The sequence below is a fragment of the Streptosporangium fragile genome (assembly GCF_039534445.1).
Lineage (GTDB): Bacteria > Actinomycetota > Actinomycetes > Streptosporangiales > Streptosporangiaceae > Streptosporangium > Streptosporangium fragile.
Window position 1 is genome coordinate 155,783 of record NZ_BAAAVI010000004.1, and the last position, 19,424, is coordinate 175,206.

The following is a 19,424-nucleotide window of genomic DNA, read 5'->3' on the forward strand; positions in this document are numbered from 1 at the left end:
GTCAGATGATTCCCGCTTTCGCGGCCCGGATGCCCGCCTGGAACCTGCTCTGCGCCCCGATGCGCTCCATCGCGTTGGCCATGTGCCGGCGCACGGTACGGGACGTCAGGCCGAGATGGCGGCCGACCACCTCGTCCGTCAGGCCCTCCGCGCACATCCTCAGCACGATCCTCTCCCGGCGTGTCAGGGAGGGGAGGAGGTCCGGCCCGCCGGGTCGCGGTTCGGCGTGCGCCCAGACGCGCTCGAACAGGTCGTTCAGCAGCGTGACCAGCGCGGGCTCGCGCACCGCCGTCGCCCGTGCCACGTGGCCGGTCGCCGCGATGCGGTCGTCGACGACCAGGAGGCTCTCGGAGATCAGCGGATCGACCCGCAGTTCCACCGCCTCCGGGAGACCGGCGGCGGAGAGCGGAGAACCGGCGACGACCCGCGTCCGCACGCCCGGCCGGACGGTGATCGAACCGAGAAACCGGGTGAGCGCGATGTCGTCTCCGGAGGTCAGGAGGAACGCGGATATGCTCCGGCTCGCGGACGAGCAGAGGGTTTCGAAGTCGTACCGGATCCGATGGCTCTCCCGTGCCGCGAGAGAAGCCGGAGAAAAGTAGGTGGTCATGTGCCCCCGTCCTGTCGCCCCGGTTCGCAGTGACGCGGTGATCGCCCCGCCCGGCTACCAGTGCTCTGAGCTGAAGAAACGGCATGACCGATGGGGCCCCGCACTTTATGGATCGCTCCGAAATATCCGTTTGTTTCGGGACATTCGCTGTCACTGTCACAGGAGGTCCTAGAGGTCATCTAGAGACACGTCGTGCTGCCGTACGCGTGGCGTGCGTTCGGGTGCCGCGTGATGTCCAGGGTGACGGCCGTGCCTTCCGGGGCGGGACGGCTCGTGCGGTGTCCGGCGGGAGTGCGGGGCGGGCGTGCCCCGGAGCCGCCGGGAGGCGGACTGACCGGTTTAGGAAATCGCCTTGATGCCGGACGGAAGCGATGGCTTCGTAGAACCGTGGCCGATGTGGGAGTGCCCCCGCGGGGGGAAGTGGGAGTCGCCGGTTCGTCGCCTCGCGTGCCGTGCGTCCTTCGCCTGCCGTCCGGTCGCGCCCTGCCGCGGCTCCGAGATCATCGCGGTCCGGCGCGGGCATTCGGCGTGTCCACGGGCCCCACCCCGTGGAACGCCTGCCGTTCATGCCCGCACGGTCCGTGCGGGCTCCGCGTGGCGGAGCGGCTGCTGCGGATGTCCCTCACACCGGTGGGTGAGGAGGATTCGGTCTGCTCTCGATCCCGCGGACGGGCTGAGTCACCGATCAGTCCGGGAAGCCCCAGCCCAGGCCAGACTGGACGTCGTAGTTCAAAGAATACTTACCGCGGTCCTTTGGAGGGGCAGACGAATCAGCGTTCGCGGTCGTAACATTGCCAGTGACGGCAAAAATAGCCGCAAATAGCACGGCGAGGGCAGACGAGGCAAGGCGTCGGCACACGGGGAGACTCCTGTCGTAGGTTCTGCTGCTCAAATATTATCTTTCAAGGGGCAACGTGACTGGTCAAGACTTGGTCGGGCAGCGCATCAAGGCCGTCCGTCGGCAACGTGGCCTGTCCCAGGCGCAGCTGGCTCATCCTGAGCTGTCGGACAGTTACGTGTCCCTCATCGAGAGCGGCAAGCGTACTCCGACGCCCGCCGTGCTGGAGCTGCTGGCCGAGAAGCTCGACTGCTCCCTGACCTATCTGATCAACGGCGTGACGGCCGAGCAGATGCAGGAGATCGAGCGCGCGCTCAGTTACGCGCAGCTGGCCATGGAGAACGGTGAGGTCGCCGAGGCCCGCACGCGCTACGCCGAGCTCCTCGCCGACGGCGGCCTGGCGGGCCTGCCCCAGCTGTGGCAGGACGCCGAGTACGGCCTGGCCCTGGCGACCGAGGCCTGCGGCGACCTGGACGAGGCGATCGCGCTGCTCGACAGGCTGTGTGAGAACGATGCGGCGACAATGTCGCCCGAGCGCCGTATCGCGGCCGCCGTGGCCCTGTCGCGGTGCCACCGCGAGCAGGGCGATCTGGCCAGGGCGGTGCACGTCCCCGAGCAGATCCTCGGCGGCCCGGTCCGGCCGGCCTGGACCGATGGCCTGGTCCGGTTGGGCGGCCAGCTTCTCGCCGCGTACGTCAGCCGCGGCGACCTGCTCCGGGCCCGCCAGTTCTCCGCCGAGCTGCTCGCCGCCGCCGAGACTCTCGGCTCGCCCCTGTCGCTCACCCTGGCGCACTGGGGCGCCGCGATCGTCGCCGTCGAGAGCGGCCAGGCCGACGAGGCGGTCGCGCACGTCGAGCGGGCCATGGCCATCCAGTCCGAGTACAGCGACCCGCGTCGGCTGGCCCGGCTGCGCGGCGACTACGCCCAGGTCATGCTGACCGTGCGGCCCATGCAGGCGGAGGCCTGGTGCGACGTGCTGCTCAAGGTGGAGAGCGAGCTGGCCGAGAGTTCGGCCAACCCGATGGACAAGATGCGCTGCGCGATGAACCTCGCCCGGGTGGAACTGCTCCTCGCCCGGCCCGAGCAGGCCACGGAGCGCATGCGCTTCGTCTGCGACCTGCTTGACGGCATGCCGCAGGCGATGCGGGCCGAGGCCCGGCTGCTGTACGGCGAGGCCCTCGCCGAGCTGGGCATGCGGGAGCAGGCCTCGCAGGAGCTCATGGCCGGTGAGGAGTGCCTTGAGCAGGCGCCGGTCACCCGCTACACCGCGCACGCCTGGCTGACCGCCGCGCGGGTCCTGGAGCGCATCGACGAGAAGGACAGGAGCATCGACGCCTACAAAAGAGCACTGGCCTGCGTCGGGTTGTAGCCGGGCGCCGACCGGGACGGGGAGGTCGAGACCGCGGGGTGGCGTCGGTAGCCTTGTGGTTGCCATGAAGACTTCCCCAGTCGCGGTCGTCCTCGCGATTCTCGCCGCCTTCGTCCTCGGCACGGCCTTCGCCTCGCCCGCCCTCGCCCACGACCGGCTCAAGAGCAGCGATCCCGCAGAGGGCGCCGAGGTCGAGAGCCTGAGCGAGGTGAAGCTGACGTTCACCGCCTCGGTGCGTTTCCCGAATGTCGTCGTCCGCTCCGGGGACGACTCCTGGCAGGAGGGCAAGGCCGTCACCGACGGCCCGGTGGTGACCCAGAAGGTGCGCGAGGGTCTCCCGCCCGGCAAGTACGTCATCGCCTACCGGGTGGTCTCCTCCGACGGCCACCCGATCGAGGGCGAGATCCCCTTCACCCTGCTGGGCTCGGCCACGGAGTCGCCGTCGCCGGCCGCCTCGGAGTCCGCCCCGGCCACCGAGAGCCCGGCCGCCACCGCCCCGGTCGAGAATCCCGCCGCCGGGAGCACGCCGGTCGCCACGATCAGCCCGGCCCCCGCGGCCCGGGGCGCGGACGAGCCCAGCTCCTCCGGCGGCATCCCCGGCTGGGCGTGGATCATCGTCGGCGGCCTGACCGGCGTCGGCATCGGGCTGTTCTTCAGCATGCGCGCCAAGAAGCAGCCATGAGCAAGGTCGCGCAGCCCACGCGGGCGGAGGCGGGCGGCACCGGCCGGGCGGTGAAGCTCGCCGTGGCGGGCGGGGCCGCGGCGGTCGCCGCGCTGGTGATCGCCATGATCGCCGGAGGCGCCGCCACCCCGCGCATCATCCCCGGCCTGCCCGACCAGGGCGCGTTCACCCGCTGGGGGCTGCCGTTGTCGAAGCTCGCGATGGATGTCGCGGGCGTGCTCACCGTCGGCGTGCTGCTGGCCGCCGCCTTCCTGCTCCCCAACGACAAGGGCCTGCTCGGCAAGCCGGCCCTCGGCTACGTCAAGGTCGCCTCCTGGACCGCCCTCGCGTGGGCCGGGGCCGCCGCCGCGACGATGGTCTTCAGCCTCTCCGACGCGCTCGGGCTGCCCGTCGCCGACGTGCTCGGCGGCAACGAGCTCACCAGCTTCGCCAGCCAGGTGTCCCAGGGCATCGCCCTCACCCTGGTCGTGCTGTTCGCGGTGGCCATCGCGCTCTTCGCCCGCGGGGCCATCACCGCGGGCGCGGCCGCGGGGCTCCTGGTCCTCGCCCTGGTCACCATGCTCCCGCCGGCGCTGACCGGTCACTCCTCCTCCTCGCCCAACCACGATCTGGCCACCACCGGCGTCGCCGTCCACCTGGTGGTCCTCGCCCTGTGGGTGGGCGGGCTCGTGGCGCTCTGCGCCCATGCGCTGGGCCGCCGGCCGCACCTGGAGATCGCCGCCGCCCGGTTCTCCGCGATGGCCCTGTGGTGCTTCGCCGGGGTGGGACTGTCCGGCCTGTTCAGCGTCATGGCCAGGCTCGCCTCGGTCTCCGAGCTCTTCACCTCCGCCTACGGCCTGCTGCTGCTGGCCAAGACCGCAGCGTTCGCGCTGCTCGGCGCCGCGGGCTGGTGGCACCGCAGGCGCACCATGCCGCTGCTCGCCGCGGGAGGCGCCGGCACGTTCGTCCGCTTCGCCACCGGTGAGATCGTCGTCATGTTCGCGGCCATCGGGCTGGCCGTCGCGCTGTCCCGGACCGCGCCGCCCCCGGCGGTGCTCCCGGTCGACCGGGCCTTCGAGCTGCTCGGCTACACCATGCCGCCGGAGATCTCCCTGGCCAACCTGGTCTCGCTGTGGTGGTTCGACCTGTTCTCCGGCACGCTGATCGCCCTGCTGGGCGGCCTCTACCTCGCCGGTGTCGTACGGCTCAGGCGACGCGGCGACTCCTGGCCGGCGGGCCGCACCGCCGCCTGGTTCACCGGTGTGCTGATCCTGCTGATCGCCACCCAGAGCGGCGTCGCCCGCTACGCCAAGGTGCTGTTCAGCGTGCACATGGCCGAGCACATGACGCTGTCGATGATGGTGCCGATCTTCCTGGTGCTCGGCGCGCCCGTCACCCTGGCCCTGCGCGCCCTCAAGCCCGCCGCCCGCCGCGGTGACCGGGGGCCCCGTGAGTGGCTGACGACGATCCTGCACAGCCGGTACGTGCGTTTCGTCGCCCACCCGGCGATCGCCACCGCGATCTTCATCGTCTCCACGTACGCGCTCTACTTCACCCCGCTGTTCGCCGCCGCGATGGAGGAGCACCTCGGCCACATCGCCATGACGGTGCACTTCCTGCTGAGCGGCTCGCTGTTCTTCTGGGTGATCATCGGCGTCGACCCGGCCCCCTACAAGCTGCCGCACGTGGCGAGGCTGGTCCTGCTGTTCGTGACGATGCCCTTCCACGCGTTCTTCGGCATCGCGCTGATGAGCATGACCACCGTGCTCGCCGGCGACTGGTACGACCAGCTGGGCCGCACCTGGGGAGCCTCGGGGGTCTCCGACCAGCAGACCGGCGGCGCCATCGCCTGGGGCTTCGGGGAGATTCCGACGCTGATCGTGCTCATCGCCCTGGCCTTCCAGTGGTGGCGCGACGACGATCGCAAGGCCCGGCGCGCCGACCGCCGGGCCGACGCCGTCGCGGCCCGCGACGGGGGCACCGGCGACGCCCAGCTCGACGCCTACAATGACTACCTGGCCAAACTCAACAGGCGAGACGTCGCAGAGTAGCCGGACAGCCACGGCCCTCTATCTTCGAGCATCACCTCGGTACCGCCGGGTAGCCTGGTAGTGCAGGGGGCTCGTGCTCACCGCAGCGGGCGCAGCACTTCGACGTCGCGCGCCACGCCCAGTCACCCATCAGGTCGGGGGGCCGGTGGCTGCCATGTGCATCAGGAAGGTTGAGCAGTGTCCGAGGAACTGCGCATACGCGAAGGCCGTAGCCGGAGCCTGGCCCAGGCTCTGGAGGAGCATCTGACCGAGTGGTCCGAGCGGACCGGGATCACCGTCGAGATCTGGGCGCTGCCGGCCCGCGACGTCCCGGCCAAGGTCGCCAGGGCCGTCCTGGCCACCCTCGGGGAGGCACTCTCCAACGTCGAACGGCACAGCAGGGCACGCGTCGTCTCCGTCGCCGTGACCCTGGGCCGAGGCGGCCTGCGCATGACGGTCAGCGACGACGGCGTCGGCTTCCTCGGCCCCGCCGAGGGCCGGGGCGTCACCGCCATGCGCACCCACTTCACCGACCTGGGCGGCTCGTTCACCATCAACGGCGTGCCCGGCGAGGGCACCACCGTCACCGGCGTGGTGCCCCGCCGCCGCTGACACCGCCACCGGTGCGTCCGGCGACACCTGTCCGGCGCACCGGAACGACCGCGGCGAGACGGCCGAGCCGGCGGCACGGGACGGTGGCACTGGACGGCCACGGGCGGGAGCGGCCGATACCGCGAGCCCGGGGCCGGCGGCCGCGGCGAACCCCGGGAGCCTAGGGGAGGGTCAGGATCTCGTGGCCGCTCTCGGTCACCAGAACGGTGTGCTCGAACTGCGCGGTCCGCTTGCGGTCCTTGGTCACGGCGGTCCAGCCGTCGGGCCAGATGTCGTACTCGATGGTGCCGAGCGTCAGCATGGGCTCGACGGTGAACGTCATGCCCGGCTCCAGGGCGATCGCCAGCGACGGGTCGTCGTAGTGCGGGACGATCAGGCCGGAGTGGAACGTGGTGCCGATGCCGTGACCGGTGAAGTCGCGCACCACACCGTAGCCGAACCGCTTGGCATAGGCCTCGATCACCCGGCCGACCACGTTGAGCTGCCGGCCCGGGGCGATGGCCTTGATGGCCCGGTTGGTCGCCTCGCGGGTGCGTTCGACCAGCAGACGTGACTCCTCGTCCACCTCGCCGACCAGGAAGGTGGCGTCGGTGTCGCCGTGCACGCCGCCGATGAAGGCGGTGATGTCGACGTTGACGATGTCGCCGTCACGCAGCACGGTGTCGTCCGGGATGCCGTGGCAGATCACTTCGTTGATCGAGGTGCACAGCGACTTGGGATACCCCCGGTAGCCGAGCGTGCTCGGGTAGGCGCCGTGGTCGCACAGGAACTCGTGGCCGATCCGGTCGAGCTCGTCGGTGGTGACGCCGGGGGCCACGTGCCTGCCGACCTCCTCGAGCGCCTGGGCGGCGATCCGGCCCGCGACGCGCATCCTCTCGATGATCTCGGGGGTCTTGACGTCGGCCTCGCCGGTCTTCGGGGATTTCTTCCCGACGTACTCCGGCCGCGGGATGTGGGCGGGGACCTTGCGCAGGGGCGATATCCGCCCGGGCTGGAGCAGTGTCGTCATGGTCCCCCAGTCTAGTTGCGCTTCCCACTGGGCAGGATTGCCGCATGAGCGATCAATGGTGGTTCTGTCTCAAGCACATGGCCGTCGAGCCCGAGGAGGGCTGCCCGAACAAGGACCGGATGGGCCCGTACGAGACCCGCGAGGCCGCGGCCGGCGCGTTGCGGACCGCGGCGGAGCGCAACGAGGCGTGGGCGCAGAAGGACCGGGCCTGGAACGGGGACGACTGACGGCCGTCCCCGGCGCCCCCGCGTCGCCGCGTGGGGCGGGGCCGCGCGGCGGGCGTCCGGCGGGGTCGTGTCCCGCCCCCGGCGGACGCCCGCCGCCTATCCGTCGACGACGGCGTACGCGCGGACGGGGAAGGTGCCCATGCCTCCCACCATCGGCGGGGCGGCGTGGAAGCGGAACCCGTCGTCGGGCAGCGCGGCCAGCCCCGTCATGTGCTCGACGATCGGGATGCCCGCGCCCAGCAGCACCGTGTGGGCGGGACGCTCCCCGCGGGGCGGGGTGTCGTCGATGTTGAGGCTGTCGATGCCGACGAGCGCGGCGCCCCGCTCCGCGAGCCATCGGGCCGCGGCCGGTTCGAGGTAGGGGTGGCCGTGGAAGTACTCCTCGGTGCCGAAGCGGCGGTCCCACCCGGTGTGGACGAGCACGGCCCGGCCGCGCACGTCGAGCCCGGCGAACCGCTCCAGGCCGACCGAGCGCAGGCCCTCGGCCCGCACGACCAGCCCCGGCAGGTCGGCGACGGCCTCCAGCGGCACCCCCGCCAGGTCGGGGCCGTCCGGGTAGCGGTGGTAGGGGGTGTCGAGGTACGTGCCGGTGTTGGCGACCAGCTCGACGCTGCCGATGTGGAACTCGGTGCCCGGGGCGTAGACCTCCCGGGAGGCCTCCCGGCTCAGGTGCACGCCCAGCCGGGGACCGGGGATGCCCGGGTAGGTGATCATGCCTTCGGTGATGCGGTGGCTCAGCTCGACCAGGCGGGTCACGGGATCCGCGCCCCTTTCTCCCCGAGGCGGGCCGAGAGCAGCCGGGTGACCGAGGCGAGGCCGACCGCGCCCCAGACGACGTTGAGCACCGCCGAGGGCCAGGCCGCGTGGTAGGCCGTGTTGACCATCAGGGCGGCCGCCCCGACCAGGTTGATCGCCTGGTAGGTCATGCCGTCGCCCGCCATCCGGGACGCCGACACCATGGCGTACCCGTACAGCATGGCCGCGGCGCCGGCCCAGCCGAGAAGGTTGACGAGAACGGACACCGGGGTCACCCGCCGGTGGTGAAGGAGAGCATGCGGTTATGATTTCCGCTGCCGTCACTGAAGTGCAAATTAACTTTCCTTAATCTCAACATAAGCTGAGCTGCATGGATATCGATCCCCGGCGCCTGCGCGTGCTTCACGAGGTCGCCCGGCGCGGCGGCGTCATGCGTGCGGCCGAGGCCCTTCACCTGACGGCCTCCGCGGTCTCCCAGCAACTGGCGCTGCTGGAGCGGGAGGTGGGGCTCGCCCTGATCGACCGGTCGCAGCGCCGGGTCGCCCTCACCCCGGCGGGCCGGGTCCTCGCCGGGTACGCCGAGCGTGTCGAGGAGGAGCTGGCCGAGGCCAGGAGCGAGCTGATCCGTTTCACCGAGCGGCTGGCCGGACCGGTCTCGATCGCGGCCTTCCCCACGGTCATCCGGCACCTGCTGGTGCCCGCGCTGGGCAAGCTGGCCGAGCGGCACCCCCAGATCACGCCGCACATCCGGGAGCTCTACGGCTCGCCCGCGCTGCGGGAGCTCCGGCTGGGCGGAGTCGACCTGGCCCTCACCGAGCAGGACGCCGACGAGGTCGTCCCGGCACAGCAGTCGATCGTCTCGCACCCGCTCCACGTGGACGAGTACCGCATCGTGGTGCCGCCGAGCTGGGCGGAGGTCCCGCGTGACGTCGCGGACCTGGCCGGCGCGCCCTGGGTGGCGGGGCCGCCCGACCAGGCCTGCGGGCACGCCCTGGAGCGGCTCGCCGCCCTGCACGGCTTCACCCCCCGGCGGGTCCACTTCATCCAGGAGTTCCCGCCCACGCTCGCCCTGGTCGCGGCGGGACACGGGGTGGCGATCGTGCCCTCGCTGGCCCTTCTGGAGGTGCCGGACGGCGAGGTCGTGGTCACCGGCATCACCAATGTGGGCGCCCGCAGGCTCGACGCCGTGACCCGCGTCAGCCGCACCCGTTCGGGTGAGCCCGACCCGGTGCAGGCGGTGGTCATCGCCGCGCTCCGGGAGGCGGCCGACGAGCTGGCCGTGCGGATCGGCGAGCGCTGGGCGGCGCGCTGAGGGCCGCCGCCCGGGTGCCGGCCGACGAGCCGGTCGTACGACCCGGCGAGCGCCGGGGGAGACGGGGGAGACGGCCGGGCGGGGCGGTCAGCCGGTGGGTCAGACCTCACCGGGGGCATTCGTCCACATCATCACTGTCAGTCGGAGATCCGGGGGCCGCTGATGCGCTCCAGCAGCCTGGCCAGCCGGTCGCGCAGGCCGGCGCGCCGCTCGACCTCCCCGGCCGCCATGCTCACCAGGTGCTGGGCGCCGTCGAAGGAGAAGGGCGCCCGCTCGGGGACCGTCAGCGCGTCGTGGGCCAGGCCCGCCAGCTCCGGGTCGCCGCCGTCCAGGGCCAGGACCGTCGCCCCGGTACGGCGGGCGTCGCTCACCCGCTCCAGTAGCGTCTCCGGGGCGCGCTCCTCGGCCACCACGAACAGGGTCTCGCCCCGCCCGGCCTCCTCGATCCGCTCCAGCCCGACCCGCAGGTGCGCGGGCGCGTCCGGCGGGGGAGCCCAGCGCACCAGCGTGGGGGCGAGCTGCGGCAGCCCGGAGAGCCTGGCCTCGTCGCCCAGGTGCGCGGTCAGGTGCCAGGGCTCCTCCTGCGGCGTGCCGACGAGGAGGAGGCCACCGGGCGAGCGCGTCGCGCGGAGGGCGAGGCCGAGCTCGCGGGTGCGCTCCACCCAGCCGGTCGAGTCGAGGATCTCCCGCAGCAGTGCCACCGACCTGGCGTCCATGCGGTCCATCGTGCCTCACTCACCCCGAAATGGCCCGCCGAACGCGGCCCTGACATGATCTGAGGAAGCTGAGGATGACGAGGAGCGACGAGTGAGCACTGACATTCCGGACGTGAGCGGTATTTCCATCGGGATCCTGGGCGGCACCGGCGACCAGGGCAAGGGCCTCGCCCGGCGGTTCGCCCTCGCGGGGCACACGGTGCTGATCGGCTCGCGCAGCGCGGCACGGGCTCAGGAGGCGGCGGCGGGCATCGACGGCACGGTACGCGGCGCGGACAACGCGACCGTGGCGGCCGAGGCCGACGTGGTGATCGTGGCGATCCCGTGGGACGGGCACCGGTCCACCCTGGAGTCCCTGCGGGCCGAGCTGGCCGGGAAGATCGTCGTCGACTGCGTCAACCCGCTCGGCTTCGACAAGCAGGGCGCCTACGCGCTCCCCGTGGAGGAGGGCAGCGCCGCCCAGCAGGCCGCCGCGGTCCTGCCGGACAGCCGCGTGGTCGCCGCCTTCCACCACGTCTCGGCCGTGTTGCTCCTGGACCCGGAGGTCGCCGAGATCGACCTGGACGTGCTCGTGCTGGGTGATGACCGCGAGGCCACCGACATCGTGCAGGCGCTGGCCGGAAGCATCGCCGGCGTGCGCGGGGTGTACGGCGGCCGGCTGCGCAACGCCCACCAGGTCGAGGCGCTGACGGCCAACCTCATCTCGATCAACCGCCGCTACAAGGCCCACGCCGGCCTGCGGGTCACGGACGTCTGACGCCTCCTCGCGCGACCTCGCCGGGCGGACGTCTGCCGCCTCCTCGCGACCTCGCCGGGGAACCGAGACCTCGCCGGGAACCGCGACCTCGCCGGGGAACCCGGTCCCGGCGGGAGCCGGTCCCGGCGGGAGCCGGTCATCCGGCGGCGATGCCCGGCCGGCGTCCGGAGGCGGGCCACCGGCCGTCCCGGAGCGCGCCCGACCGCACCCCGGCCGCCGGGCCGGCGTCAGATCCAGCCGGCGTCCTCGGCGATGCGGACGGCGTCGATCCTGGTACGGGCGCCGGTCTTGGCGATGGCGCTCGTCAGGTAGTTGCGCACGGTCCCGGCCGACAGGTGGAGCCGCCTGGCGATCTCCTCCGCCGGGGCGCCGCGCGCCGCCTCCCGGAGCACGGTCGTCTCGCGGGGCGTCAGCGGGCTCGCCCCGTACCGGACGGCCGCGGCGACCAGTTCGGGGTCCAGCACCCGCAGGCCCCGGGCGGTGCGCCGGACCGCGTCGGCCAGGCGGTCGCCGGGGGCGTCCTTGACCAGGAACGCCTCGATGCCCGAGGTCATCGCCCGGCGCACCTGGCCCGGCTGACCCATCGCGGTCAGGATCAGGACCCGGCAGCCGGGCACCCTCTCCCGCAGCTCCACCGAGGCGGTGATGCCGTCGACCCCCGGCAGGTCGATGTCCAGCACCGCCACGTCCGGCCGGGTGCGCAGCGCCGCGGGGACGATCTCGTCGCCCCGGGTGACCTCGGCGACCACCTCGATGTCGCGTTCCAGCCGCAGCAGCGCGCTGAGCGCGGCGCGGATCATGTGCATGTCCTCGGCCAGCAACACGCTGATCACGCGGGCACCTCCACCGCGAGCCGGAAGCCGCCGTTCGGGGTGCGCTCCGCGCTCACCGAGCCGCCCAGGCCGCCGGCCCGCTCCCGGAGCCCGGTCAGCCCGCCGCCGTCCGCGCGGCGTTCCGGGGCGCCGTCGTTGACCACCTCCAGCCGTACGGTGCCGCCGTGCGCGGAGGTGCTGATCGAGCAGGTCGTCGCGTGGCTGTGCCGCACCACGTTGGTGATCCCCTCGCGCACCGCCCACGCCAGGGCCTCATCGACCGGCCGGGGGACCTCCAGCCCGGCCAGGTTGGTCTGGCAGCTCACCCCGGACGCCTCCAGCAGGGCCACCGCCCGGTGCACCTCGTCGGCCAGCGACATCGCCCGGTACCCGCGGGCGACCTGCCGCACCTCCTGGGCGGCGTCCCTGGCCACGTGCACCAGCTCGGCGAGCTCGCTCTCCGCGGCCCCGGGGTCGTGCTCGACGAGCCTGCGCGCGAGGTCGCCCTTGAGGGCGATGGCGGCCAGGCTGCCGCCCAGCCCGTCGTGCAGGTCCCGGGAGATCCGCAGCCGCTCGCGCAGCACCGCGGCCTCGGCCAGCTCCATCCTGGCCTGCTCCAGCTCCCGGCTGACCACCACCAGCCGGACCACCCCGTAGATCACGAAACCGGTCAGGAAGAGCGTGGTGGCGCCCTGCAGACCGTAGAGCGGGTCGAAGCCTCGCGGGTCGGCGGCCCCGGCGGCGACGAACTGGAGCACCGTCATCGGGACCAGGGCACCGAGGGCGAGCGGCGGGCGCAGGCGCAGCAGCAACGAGCCGAGCAGGATGGTCGGCGCCCCCCACCACAGCTTCCCGAGCCCGTCCGGCAGGAGCGGGATCGGCGCGTAGGCGGCCAGGGTCTGGACCAGGAGCGAGAGGCCCGGACCGCCGGGCTCCGCGCCGCGCAGGGCCGTGCGGACGTGCAGCCAGTGGGGGACGAAGAAGGCGACGAGCGCGACCGCGAGCATGGCGGCCCCCGCGGGGCCGCCGCCCTGGGAGATCAGCACCACCGGGGAGATCATGAAGCCCACGGAGATCAGTACGATCAGCCCGACCGCCAGGCGCTGTGGAGTTACCCGCATGCCAGGAAACTTAAGGCGTCCGCGTTTCCCAGCGAAACCGGCGCCGGATCGCGAGGAGGGCGACGGCGGCCCAGACGGCCAGCGTCAGCGCCGGTACGGCCGCCGCCCGCAGGTCTCCCGCGAGGGTGCCGTCCGCGGCGTACGCCACTCGGGCCGCCTCCACGATCGCCGCGGTGGGCAGCAGGTCGAGCACCGAGCCCACCCAGCCGGGGAGCAGCTCCACCAGCGGGCCGAACCCGCCCGCGCCGACCCCGGCCAGGAGGAAGAACGGCATGGTGATGACCGGGGCGACCTCGGCGCGGGGGATGAGCGCGGTGACCGCGGCGCCGAGCAGGCACAGCACCGCGCTGCCCGCGACCACGAACACCAGGTACAGCAGGGGGTCGCGCGGCGCCCGCAGCCCGGTCAGCGCGTACAGCGCCACCGAGACGGCGCATGCCAGCAGGGTCGTCTGGACGACCAGGTTGGCGATCTCCCCGCCGAGGATGTCGCGGCCGGTCAGTCCGGCGGCCCGCATCCGCTTGAGGATCAGCTGGTCGCGCCGGGTGGTGAGCGTCACCGCGATCTGGCTGAACGTCGCGATGGTGAGGATCATCGCGAGCACCCCCAGATGCTGGGTGAGCACCACCTCCGGGTGTCCCGGGCGGACCCGGTCCATCAGGAGCGGCAGCCCGATGCCGAGCCCCAGGGAGAGCGACACGGACGTGCTCAGCGTCACCTTGTCGCGCCAGTACAGGCGGGCGCCGAAGCGGCCCACCGCGGCCAGGTTCCGTGCCGTCACGGTCACGCCACCTCCGTCGCGTTCTCGCGCTCGGCGAGGTCGAGGAACAGGTCTTCGAGGGTCGCCGTGCGGACCTGGAGGCCGCGCAGGCGCAGGCCGCGCTCGCCCGCCCAGCTCAACAGGGTCTGCGCGGCGAGGTCGGGGTCGGGGACGCGGCACACCGCGGTCCGTCCCTCCAGCACCGTGACGGGCACCGGGAGGTCGCCGGGCGCGACGGAGCCGGGCAGTTCGAAGGCGACCCGGCCGGCTCGGGCGGCCAGGATCTCGGCCATGCCGCCGCCGGCGACGGCCACGCCCCGGTCCATGATCACCACCCCGGAGGCCAGCCGCTGTGCTTCCTCCAGGTAGTGCGTGGTGAGCAGGACCGTGGTGCCCCGTCCGGCCAGGTCGCGGATGACCTCCCAGGTGTTCCTGCGCGCCTCGGGGTCCATGCCCGTTGTGGGTTCGTCCAGGAACAGCAGGTCGGGGCGGCTCAGCAGGGCCAGGGCCAGGTCGAGGCGGCGTTTCTCCCCGCCGGAGAGCTGGCGCACCCTCGTGCCGGCCCGGCCGCCCAGCCCGGCCAGCTCCAGCGCCTCGTCGCGGGGCCGGGCGGCGGAGACGAAGTCGCGCCAGGCGTCCACGGTCTGCGCCACCGTCAGGTCGGGGAAGAACCCCGCCTCCTGAAGCATGATCCCGGTTCGGGCGCGGAGCGCGCCGCGGTCCCTGACGGGATCGAGCCCGAGCACCCGCACGGTGCCCTCGTCCGGTGCCTGGAAGCCCGCGAGCACCTCCATCGTCGTGGTCTTGCCGGCCCCGTTCCGTCCGAGCAGGGCGAAGATCTCGCCCTCGGCGACCTCGAAGGAGAGCCCCCTGACCGCCGCGAAGTCCCCGTAGCTCTTCCTGAGCCCGTCCACGTGAATCGCTGTCATGCCTCCGATCCTGGAGATCGGCCCCGCCGGGAAACAGTGAGGAATTCACGACTTGGCGGGGTTTCTCCGTCCCGGGCCCGCGCGGTGTCCGGACGGCGCGCGGGCCCGCGCGGTGAGTTCACGTGGTGCCGGGAGGGAGTCCGCGCGTGGGCCCGCGCGGTGCCCGGGACGGCTCAGACGATCAGACCCCGCAGCGCCCGGGGACGGCGTGCGCCGTCGTAGTCGTGCCAGGCGGCGGCGAGCCGTGTCACCGACTCGGTGATCGTCTTCTCGTCGAACAGGAACGGCAGGCGCAGTCGGTCGCCGTGGCCGCCCGACGGATCGAACGAGCGCCCCGGGGGCACCGCGACCCGGTGGCGAAGGGCCACCTGGGCGAAGGCGTCGGCGTCGCCGTCCGGCAGCCGAGCCCAGACCGTCTGCCCGCCCTGGGCGGGTTCGGCGCTCCAGGTGGGCAGCCGCGCGCCCAGCTCGGCGAGGAGATGATCGTGCCGCCGCCGCAGGAGCGTCACCCGGTCGCGGCGCAGCTCGCCCACCTGGGAGAGCAGCCGGGCCGCCGCGAACTGGGAGAGCACCTCGCCGCCGAGGTCGTGGAGGGCGCGCAGCCGTGCCAGCCGGGAGACCAGCGGCGGCGCCGCGCGGATCCAGCCGACGCGCAGACCGCCCCAGACGAGCTTGCTCAGCGAGCCGACCGTGATGAGCTGCTGCCCGCTCGCGTAGTGGGCGAGCGGGGGTGGCGGCTCGCCCGAGAAGCACAGCTCGGCGGGGACCTCGTCGTCGACGAGCGGCACGTCGTGCTTCACGGCGAGCGCGGCCAGGCGGCGGCGGGTCAGCGGGGACATGACCGCGCCGGTCGGGTTGTGCCCGGTCGGGACGAGGTAGGCCAGCGCCGGGCGGTCCGCCAGCGCCGCGCCGAACGCGTCCGGGTCCCCGGCGGTGCGGAACAGCGCGGCGGCGTCGCGGAAGGACTCCAGCGCGCCCGGGTAGGTGGGCGTCTCGGTCAGTATCGTGTCACCGGGTGCCACCAGCAGGGCGGCCAGCAGGGTGAGCGCCTGCTGCCCGCCGTTCGTGACCAGGATCTGGTCCGCCGAGGTCGGCACGTCGCGCGCCCGGTAGTACGAGGCGAGGGCCTCGCGCAGCACCGGATGGCCGGCCGGGTGGTAGCCGATGTCGTGCCGTACCCGCGCCAGCCGGGCGGCGGCCTCCCGGTAGGCCTCGATCAGCGCCGGGGGAGGCTCGTCGGGTGCGGTGCAGGTCAGCAGGATGACGCCGTCCGGCGGGTCGAGCAGGTGCAGCAGCAGCGGGTTGACCACCGGGGCGGCGGGGCCGAGGGCCGCCGTCCGCTCCGCGGTGCAGACCCGGGTGCCGCTGCCCTGCCGCCGGACGACCTTGCCCTCCTGCTGGAGCAGGTCGTACGCGGCGACGACGGTGCCCCGGCCGACCGCGAGCCCTCGCGCGAGGAGCCGGTCGGGCGGGAGCAGGGTGTCGGGCGGGATCTCGCCATCGTCGATCATGGCGCGCAGCCGGGTGGCGAGCAGGAGGTAGAGCGGGCCTCTGCCCGACGACCAGCGCCCGAGGCCGGTGATCAGTTCGTCGTAATTGGCTCGCATGATGAACCAATATTGCCTGATTGGATCTGACAACCGACCGGTAAACCGGACATTCTTGACACATGACTGATTTCCGTCCGGAGACCCGTACCGTCCACCTTCCCCAGCCCTCGCTGAACGGCAGCCGCCCGATCGCGGTGCCGCTCTACCAGACCTCGGGCTTCGTCTTCGACGACCCGGCCGTCTTCGCCGACGGGATGGGCCGCCCCGACGGCCCCTTCGTCTACGGGCGCCTGTCGAACCCGACGGTCCGCTCCCTGGAGGAGGCCGTCGCCGGGCTGGAGGGCGGGGTCGCCGCGGTGGCCACCGGCTCCGGCATGGGCGCCATCAACTCCGTGCTGCTCGGCCTGCTCCAGCCCGGCGACCACCTGATCGCGCAGAAGGCGCTCTACGGCGGCACCGCCGCGATGATCAACGACCTGGTCGAGCGCTTCCAGATCTCGGTCTCCTACGTGCCCGAGAACGACCCGGCGGCGCTGCGCGCGGCCGTCCGGCCCGAGACGAAGCTGGTCTACCTGGAGACCATCGCCAACCCGGTGACCCAGGTCGCCGACCTGCCCGGGATGTGCGCCGCCGCCCGCGAGGCGGGCCTGATCTCGGTGGTCGACAACACCTTCGCCTCGCCGATCCTCTGCCGGCCGCTGGAGCACGGCGCCGACATCGTGGTCCACTCCACGACCAAGTATCTGAGCGGGCACACCGACGTGCTCGGCGGGATCGCGGTCTTCGCCGCCGAGGAGCTCCACCGCAGGGTGTGGTCCTTCGCGATCGAGCTGGGCGCCACCGCCGACCCCTTCGCGGCGTGGCTCACCCTGCGCGGCATCCAGACGCTGCCGCTGCGGATGGAGCGCCACTGCGCCAACACCCGCGAGCTGGCCCTGCGCCTCGACGGTCACCCGGCGGTCTCCGCCGTGCACTGGCCCGGCCTGCCGTCGCACCCCTCGTACGAGCTGGCGGCCAAGCTCCTGCCCGACTTCGGCGGGGTCTTCTCCTTCGACCTGGTCGGCGGGCGGGCCGCGGGCGAGCGGTTCATGAGCTCGGTACGGCTGGCGCTGCTGGCCCCGTCCCTCGGCGGAGTCGAGACGCTCATCCTGCACCCGGCGACCACCTCCCACCGCTCGCTCTCGGCCGAGGAACTCGCCCGGCACGGGATCGGCGAGGGCACGGTCCGGGTGGCGGTCGGCATCGAGCACATCGAGGACCTGTGGGCCGACTTCGAGCAGGCGCTCTCCTGACCCGGCGCTCCCGGCCCGGGCCGATGGAGTCCCGGGTCCCTACACTGCGGCGCAGGACCGCCGCGAAGGCCGGACGGTCGCCTTTTCGAAAGGGGCGCGTGTGAGCGTGTCGATCGGGGACGTGGAGCGGGCCGCCGGGCGGATCGCCGGGCATGTCCGGCGGACGCCGGTGCTGGAGGTCTCGCCCGGCCTCTTCCTGAAGCTGGAGGGGATGCAGCACGCCGGATCGTTCAAGGCGCGGGGCGGTTTCAACCGGGCCCTGTCCGCGGGGCGGCTGCCCGAGGCCGGGCTGATCGCGGCCAGCGGCGGCAACCACGGCCTGGCGGTGGCGCACGTGGCGCGGAGCCTGGGCGTCCGGGCGGAGATCTTCGTGCCGACGGTCGCCAGCCCGGTCAAGGTCGAGGGGCTGCGGGCCCTGGGGGCCGAGGTCACCCAGACCGGCGCCGTCTACGCCGAGGCGTACGAGGCCGCCGCCAAGCGCGCGGGCGAGACCGGCGCGCTGGACGTCCACGCCTACGACCAGGCCGAGGTCGTCGCCGGGCAGGGCACGGTCGGGCTGGAGGTGCTGGAGCAGACCGGGGGAGTCGACACCGTCCTCGTCGCCGTCGGGGGCGGCGGGCTCATCGCCGGGATCACCGCGGCGGTCGACGGCCGGGCCCGCGTGGTCGCCGTCGAGCCGGAGCTCATCCCCACCCTGCACCGGGCCCTGGCGGCCGGCGGGCCGGTCACGGTGGAGGTCGGCGGGGTCGCGGCCGACGCGCTGGGCGCCAGCCGGATCGGCGACATCGCCTACGAGATCACCGGCGCCGCGGGGGTGCGCAGCCTCCTGGTGCCGGACGAGGCCATCGTCGGGGCGCGGCGCGAGATGTGGCGGGCCTACCGGGTCGCCGCCGAGCACGCGGGCGCCACCGCCTACGCGGCCCTGCTCACCGGCGCCTACACCCCGGCCCCGGGAGAACGGGTCGCCGTGATCGTCTGCGGGGCCAACACCGACCCCGCGACCCTGACCTGACCCTCCCCGCGGGAGGGCCCGGGGTTTCCCGCACGGAGCGGGGCCCCGGGCCGGGGCGGTCGCCGGCCCGGGGGTGGGCGATCAGCGGTAGCTGTGCTCGGGGGTGGGGAAGGCCCCGGTGGAGACCTCGTCGGCGAAGGCGCGTACCGCGCGGTCCATCTCCTGGGCCAGGTCGAAGTACTTCTTGACGAACTTGGCGGGGTGGGCGGTCAGGCCCATCAGGTCCTGCCAGACCAGGACCTGGGCGTCGGTGCCGGGACCCGCGCCGATGCCGATCGTCGGGATCGACAGCGAGGCGGTGACCCGCTCGGCCAGGTCCGTGGGCACGCACTCCAGGACCACGGAGAAGGCCCCGGCGTACTCCAGGTCCTTGGCGTCGGCCATCAGCTCGTCACCCGCCTGGCCGCGGCCCTGGACCCGGTAGCCGCCGAGCGTGTTGACCGACTGGGGGGTCAGCCCCAGGTGGGCCATCACCGGGATGCCGGCCGAGACCAGCGCCTCGACCTGCGGGAGCACCCGGCGTCCGCCTTCGAGCTTCACCGCGTGCGCCCCGGCCTCCTTCATGAACCGGGCGGCCGTCTCCAGCGCCTGCTGGGGGGAGGACTGGTAGGAGCCGAAGGGCAGGTCGGCGACCACCATCGCGCGGGACGAGCCGCGCACCACGGCCGCCGTCAGCGGCATGAGGTCGTCCACCGACACGGGCAGTGTCGAGTCGTAGCCGTACACGACCATGGCGGCCGAGTCGCCGACGAGCAGGACCGGGATGCCGGCCTCGTCGAAGACCCGGGCGGTCATCGCGTCGTACGCGGTGACCATCGGCCACCGCTCGCCGCGCTCCTTGGCGGCGGCGATGTCGCGCACGGTGATCCTTCGACCAGCCTGGCCGCCGTACAGGGTGGTGGGCCGGCTGGTGACGGACGGAGAGGACATGGGACCTCCAGAAAAGTCTCGAGGCGCCCCAGTGGCGTCCCCGGACGGTTCCGATGATGGCACGCGTTCGAAAGGTGCAACAGACCCGGATCGTGCGGTAATCCGGTGGCGGGCGTCCCGG

The 19,424-nt window shown here is 73.1% G+C and carries 20 protein-coding genes; 9 read left to right on the top strand and 11 right to left on the bottom strand.

The genetic code is table 11. The features are described 5' to 3' along the window. Position 1: 1 nt before the first annotated feature. A complete protein-coding gene (locus ABD841_RS04465; RefSeq protein ID WP_344968108.1) occupies positions 2–610 on the bottom strand; it encodes a helix-turn-helix transcriptional regulator in 609 nt (202 codons plus the stop codon). A 914-nt stretch (positions 611–1,524) separates the two neighbouring features. Here ABD841_RS04465 and ABD841_RS04470 point away from each other — a divergent pair. From ABD841_RS04470 to ABD841_RS04485, 4 genes are all read left to right on the top strand, one after another. Next, entirely contained in the window at positions 1,525–2,817 is a 1,293-nt protein-coding gene (locus tag ABD841_RS04470) for a helix-turn-helix domain-containing protein (protein WP_344968110.1), read from the top strand. Between the two features lie 64 nt (positions 2,818–2,881). Next, entirely contained in the window at positions 2,882–3,499 is a 618-nt protein-coding gene (locus ABD841_RS04475; protein WP_344968112.1) for a copper resistance CopC family protein, read from the top strand. After that, positions 3,496–5,529, top strand: coding sequence for a bifunctional copper resistance protein CopD/cytochrome c oxidase assembly protein (locus ABD841_RS04480; protein ID WP_344968114.1), 2,034 nt, complete (start codon positions 3,496–3,498; stop codon positions 5,527–5,529). Before ABD841_RS04475 ends, ABD841_RS04480 begins: the two co-directional genes overlap by 4 nt. Positions 5,530–5,706: 177 nt before the next feature. Beyond that, complete coding sequence (locus ABD841_RS04485; RefSeq protein WP_344968116.1) at positions 5,707–6,120, top strand: sensor histidine kinase; 414 nt, start codon at positions 5,707–5,709, stop codon at positions 6,118–6,120. Between the two features lie 160 nt (positions 6,121–6,280). Here the strand turns inward: ABD841_RS04485 and map are convergent, their stop codons facing one another. Then, positions 6,281–7,129 carry a type I methionyl aminopeptidase gene (map, locus tag ABD841_RS04490; protein WP_344968118.1) on the bottom strand — a complete coding sequence of 283 codons (849 nt, stop codon included), beginning with the start codon at positions 7,127–7,129 and terminating at the stop codon, positions 6,281–6,283. A gap of 44 nt (positions 7,130–7,173) precedes the next feature. Here map and ABD841_RS04495 point away from each other — a divergent pair, with 44 nt between their 5' ends. Further along, positions 7,174–7,356 (top strand): hypothetical protein, encoded by a 183-nt coding sequence (locus ABD841_RS04495; protein WP_344968120.1) that lies wholly within the window; start codon positions 7,174–7,176, stop codon positions 7,354–7,356. 96 nt (positions 7,357–7,452) lie between these two features. On the opposite strand, the gene ABD841_RS04500 is transcribed toward ABD841_RS04495, so the two are convergent. Together ABD841_RS04500 and ABD841_RS04505 are read right to left on the bottom strand one after the other, a co-directional pair. After that, complete coding sequence (locus ABD841_RS04500) at positions 7,453–8,112, bottom strand: cyclase family protein (RefSeq protein WP_344968122.1); 660 nt, start codon at positions 8,110–8,112, stop codon at positions 7,453–7,455. After that, on the bottom strand, positions 8,109–8,378 hold the full coding sequence (locus ABD841_RS04505; protein ID WP_344968124.1) for a CBU_0592 family membrane protein: 270 nt from the start codon (positions 8,376–8,378) through the stop codon (positions 8,109–8,111). Before ABD841_RS04505 ends, ABD841_RS04500 begins: the two co-directional genes overlap by 4 nt. A 104-nt stretch (positions 8,379–8,482) precedes the next feature. Here ABD841_RS04505 and ABD841_RS04510 point away from each other — a divergent pair, with 104 nt between their 5' ends. After that, positions 8,483–9,424, top strand: a complete 942-nt coding sequence (locus ABD841_RS04510) for a LysR family transcriptional regulator (protein ID WP_344968126.1) — start codon at positions 8,483–8,485, stop codon at positions 9,422–9,424. Positions 9,425–9,561: 137 nt separating this feature from the next. Here the strand turns inward: ABD841_RS04510 and ABD841_RS04515 are convergent, their stop codons facing one another. Then, complete coding sequence (locus ABD841_RS04515) at positions 9,562–10,140, bottom strand: hypothetical protein (RefSeq protein ID WP_344968128.1); 579 nt, start codon at positions 10,138–10,140, stop codon at positions 9,562–9,564. 91 nt (positions 10,141–10,231) lie between these two features. Between ABD841_RS04515 and npdG the strand changes: the two genes are divergently transcribed. Beyond that, complete coding sequence (gene npdG, locus ABD841_RS04520) at positions 10,232–10,897, top strand: NADPH-dependent F420 reductase (protein WP_344968130.1); 666 nt, start codon at positions 10,232–10,234, stop codon at positions 10,895–10,897. Positions 10,898–11,124: 227 nt separating this feature from the next. Here the strand turns inward: npdG and ABD841_RS04525 are convergent, their stop codons facing one another. The 5 genes from ABD841_RS04525 to ABD841_RS04545 all read right to left on the bottom strand — a co-directional run bounded on the left by ABD841_RS04525 (position 11,125) and on the right by ABD841_RS04545 (position 16,126). Beyond that, positions 11,125–11,730 carry a response regulator transcription factor gene (locus ABD841_RS04525; protein ID WP_344968132.1) on the bottom strand — a complete coding sequence of 202 codons (606 nt, stop codon included), beginning with the start codon at positions 11,728–11,730 and terminating at the stop codon, positions 11,125–11,127. Then, a complete protein-coding gene (locus ABD841_RS04530) occupies positions 11,727–12,830 on the bottom strand; it encodes a sensor histidine kinase (protein WP_344968134.1) in 1,104 nt (367 codons plus the stop codon). Before ABD841_RS04530 ends, ABD841_RS04525 begins: the two co-directional genes overlap by 4 nt. Before the next feature lie 10 nt (positions 12,831–12,840). Continuing rightward, entirely contained in the window at positions 12,841–13,617 is a 777-nt protein-coding gene (locus ABD841_RS04535) for an ABC transporter permease (RefSeq protein ID WP_344968136.1), read from the bottom strand. After that, entirely contained in the window at positions 13,614–14,519 is a 906-nt protein-coding gene (locus ABD841_RS04540; RefSeq protein ID WP_344968138.1) for an ABC transporter ATP-binding protein, read from the bottom strand. Before ABD841_RS04540 ends, ABD841_RS04535 begins: the two co-directional genes overlap by 4 nt. 173 nt (positions 14,520–14,692) lie before the next feature. Beyond that, positions 14,693–16,126, bottom strand: a complete 1,434-nt coding sequence (locus ABD841_RS04545) for an aminotransferase-like domain-containing protein (protein ID WP_344968140.1) — start codon at positions 16,124–16,126, stop codon at positions 14,693–14,695. 62 nt (positions 16,127–16,188) lie between these two features. On the opposite strand from ABD841_RS04545, the gene ABD841_RS04550 reads away from it, so the two are divergent. Beyond that, positions 16,189–17,361 carry a trans-sulfuration enzyme family protein gene (locus tag ABD841_RS04550; RefSeq protein ID WP_344968142.1) on the top strand — a complete coding sequence of 391 codons (1,173 nt, stop codon included), beginning with the start codon at positions 16,189–16,191 and terminating at the stop codon, positions 17,359–17,361. Positions 17,362–17,461: 100 nt separating this feature from the next. Further along, entirely contained in the window at positions 17,462–18,373 is a 912-nt protein-coding gene (locus tag ABD841_RS04555) for a threonine/serine dehydratase (protein ID WP_344968144.1), read from the top strand. Positions 18,374–18,454: 81 nt separating this feature from the next. Here ABD841_RS04555 and panB read toward each other — a convergent pair whose 3' ends face one another. After that, positions 18,455–19,303, bottom strand: coding sequence for a 3-methyl-2-oxobutanoate hydroxymethyltransferase (panB, locus tag ABD841_RS04560; protein ID WP_344968146.1), 849 nt, complete (start codon positions 19,301–19,303; stop codon positions 18,455–18,457). Positions 19,304–19,424 lie beyond the last annotated feature (121 nt).

What these genes read in the sequence shown, in the direction of transcription:
- ABD841_RS04545 (WP_344968140.1), bottom strand. Translation starts at nt 16,126, where the DNA reads ATGCGAGCCAATTACGACGAACTGATCACCGGCCTCGGGCGCTGGTCG.
- ABD841_RS04495 (WP_344968120.1), top strand. Translation starts at nt 7,174, where the DNA reads ATGAGCGATCAATGGTGGTTCTGTCTCAAGCACATGGCCGTCGAGCCC.
- ABD841_RS04475 (WP_344968112.1), top strand. Translation starts at nt 2,882, where the DNA reads ATGAAGACTTCCCCAGTCGCGGTCGTCCTCGCGATTCTCGCCGCCTTC.
- panB (WP_344968146.1), bottom strand. Translation starts at nt 19,303, where the DNA reads ATGTCCTCTCCGTCCGTCACCAGCCGGCCCACCACCCTGTACGGCGGC.
- ABD841_RS04515 (WP_344968128.1), bottom strand. Translation starts at nt 10,140, where the DNA reads ATGGACGCCAGGTCGGTGGCACTGCTGCGGGAGATCCTCGACTCGACC.
- map (WP_344968118.1), bottom strand. Translation starts at nt 7,129, where the DNA reads ATGACGACACTGCTCCAGCCCGGGCGGATATCGCCCCTGCGCAAGGTC.
- ABD841_RS04465 (WP_344968108.1), bottom strand. Translation starts at nt 610, where the DNA reads ATGACCACCTACTTTTCTCCGGCTTCTCTCGCGGCACGGGAGAGCCAT.
- ABD841_RS04510 (WP_344968126.1), top strand. Translation starts at nt 8,483, where the DNA reads ATGGATATCGATCCCCGGCGCCTGCGCGTGCTTCACGAGGTCGCCCGG.
- ABD841_RS04550 (WP_344968142.1), top strand. Translation starts at nt 16,189, where the DNA reads ATGACTGATTTCCGTCCGGAGACCCGTACCGTCCACCTTCCCCAGCCC.
- ABD841_RS04480 (WP_344968114.1), top strand. Translation starts at nt 3,496, where the DNA reads ATGAGCAAGGTCGCGCAGCCCACGCGGGCGGAGGCGGGCGGCACCGGC.
- ABD841_RS04540 (WP_344968138.1), bottom strand. Translation starts at nt 14,519, where the DNA reads ATGACAGCGATTCACGTGGACGGGCTCAGGAAGAGCTACGGGGACTTC.
- ABD841_RS04530 (WP_344968134.1), bottom strand. Translation starts at nt 12,830, where the DNA reads ATGCGGGTAACTCCACAGCGCCTGGCGGTCGGGCTGATCGTACTGATC.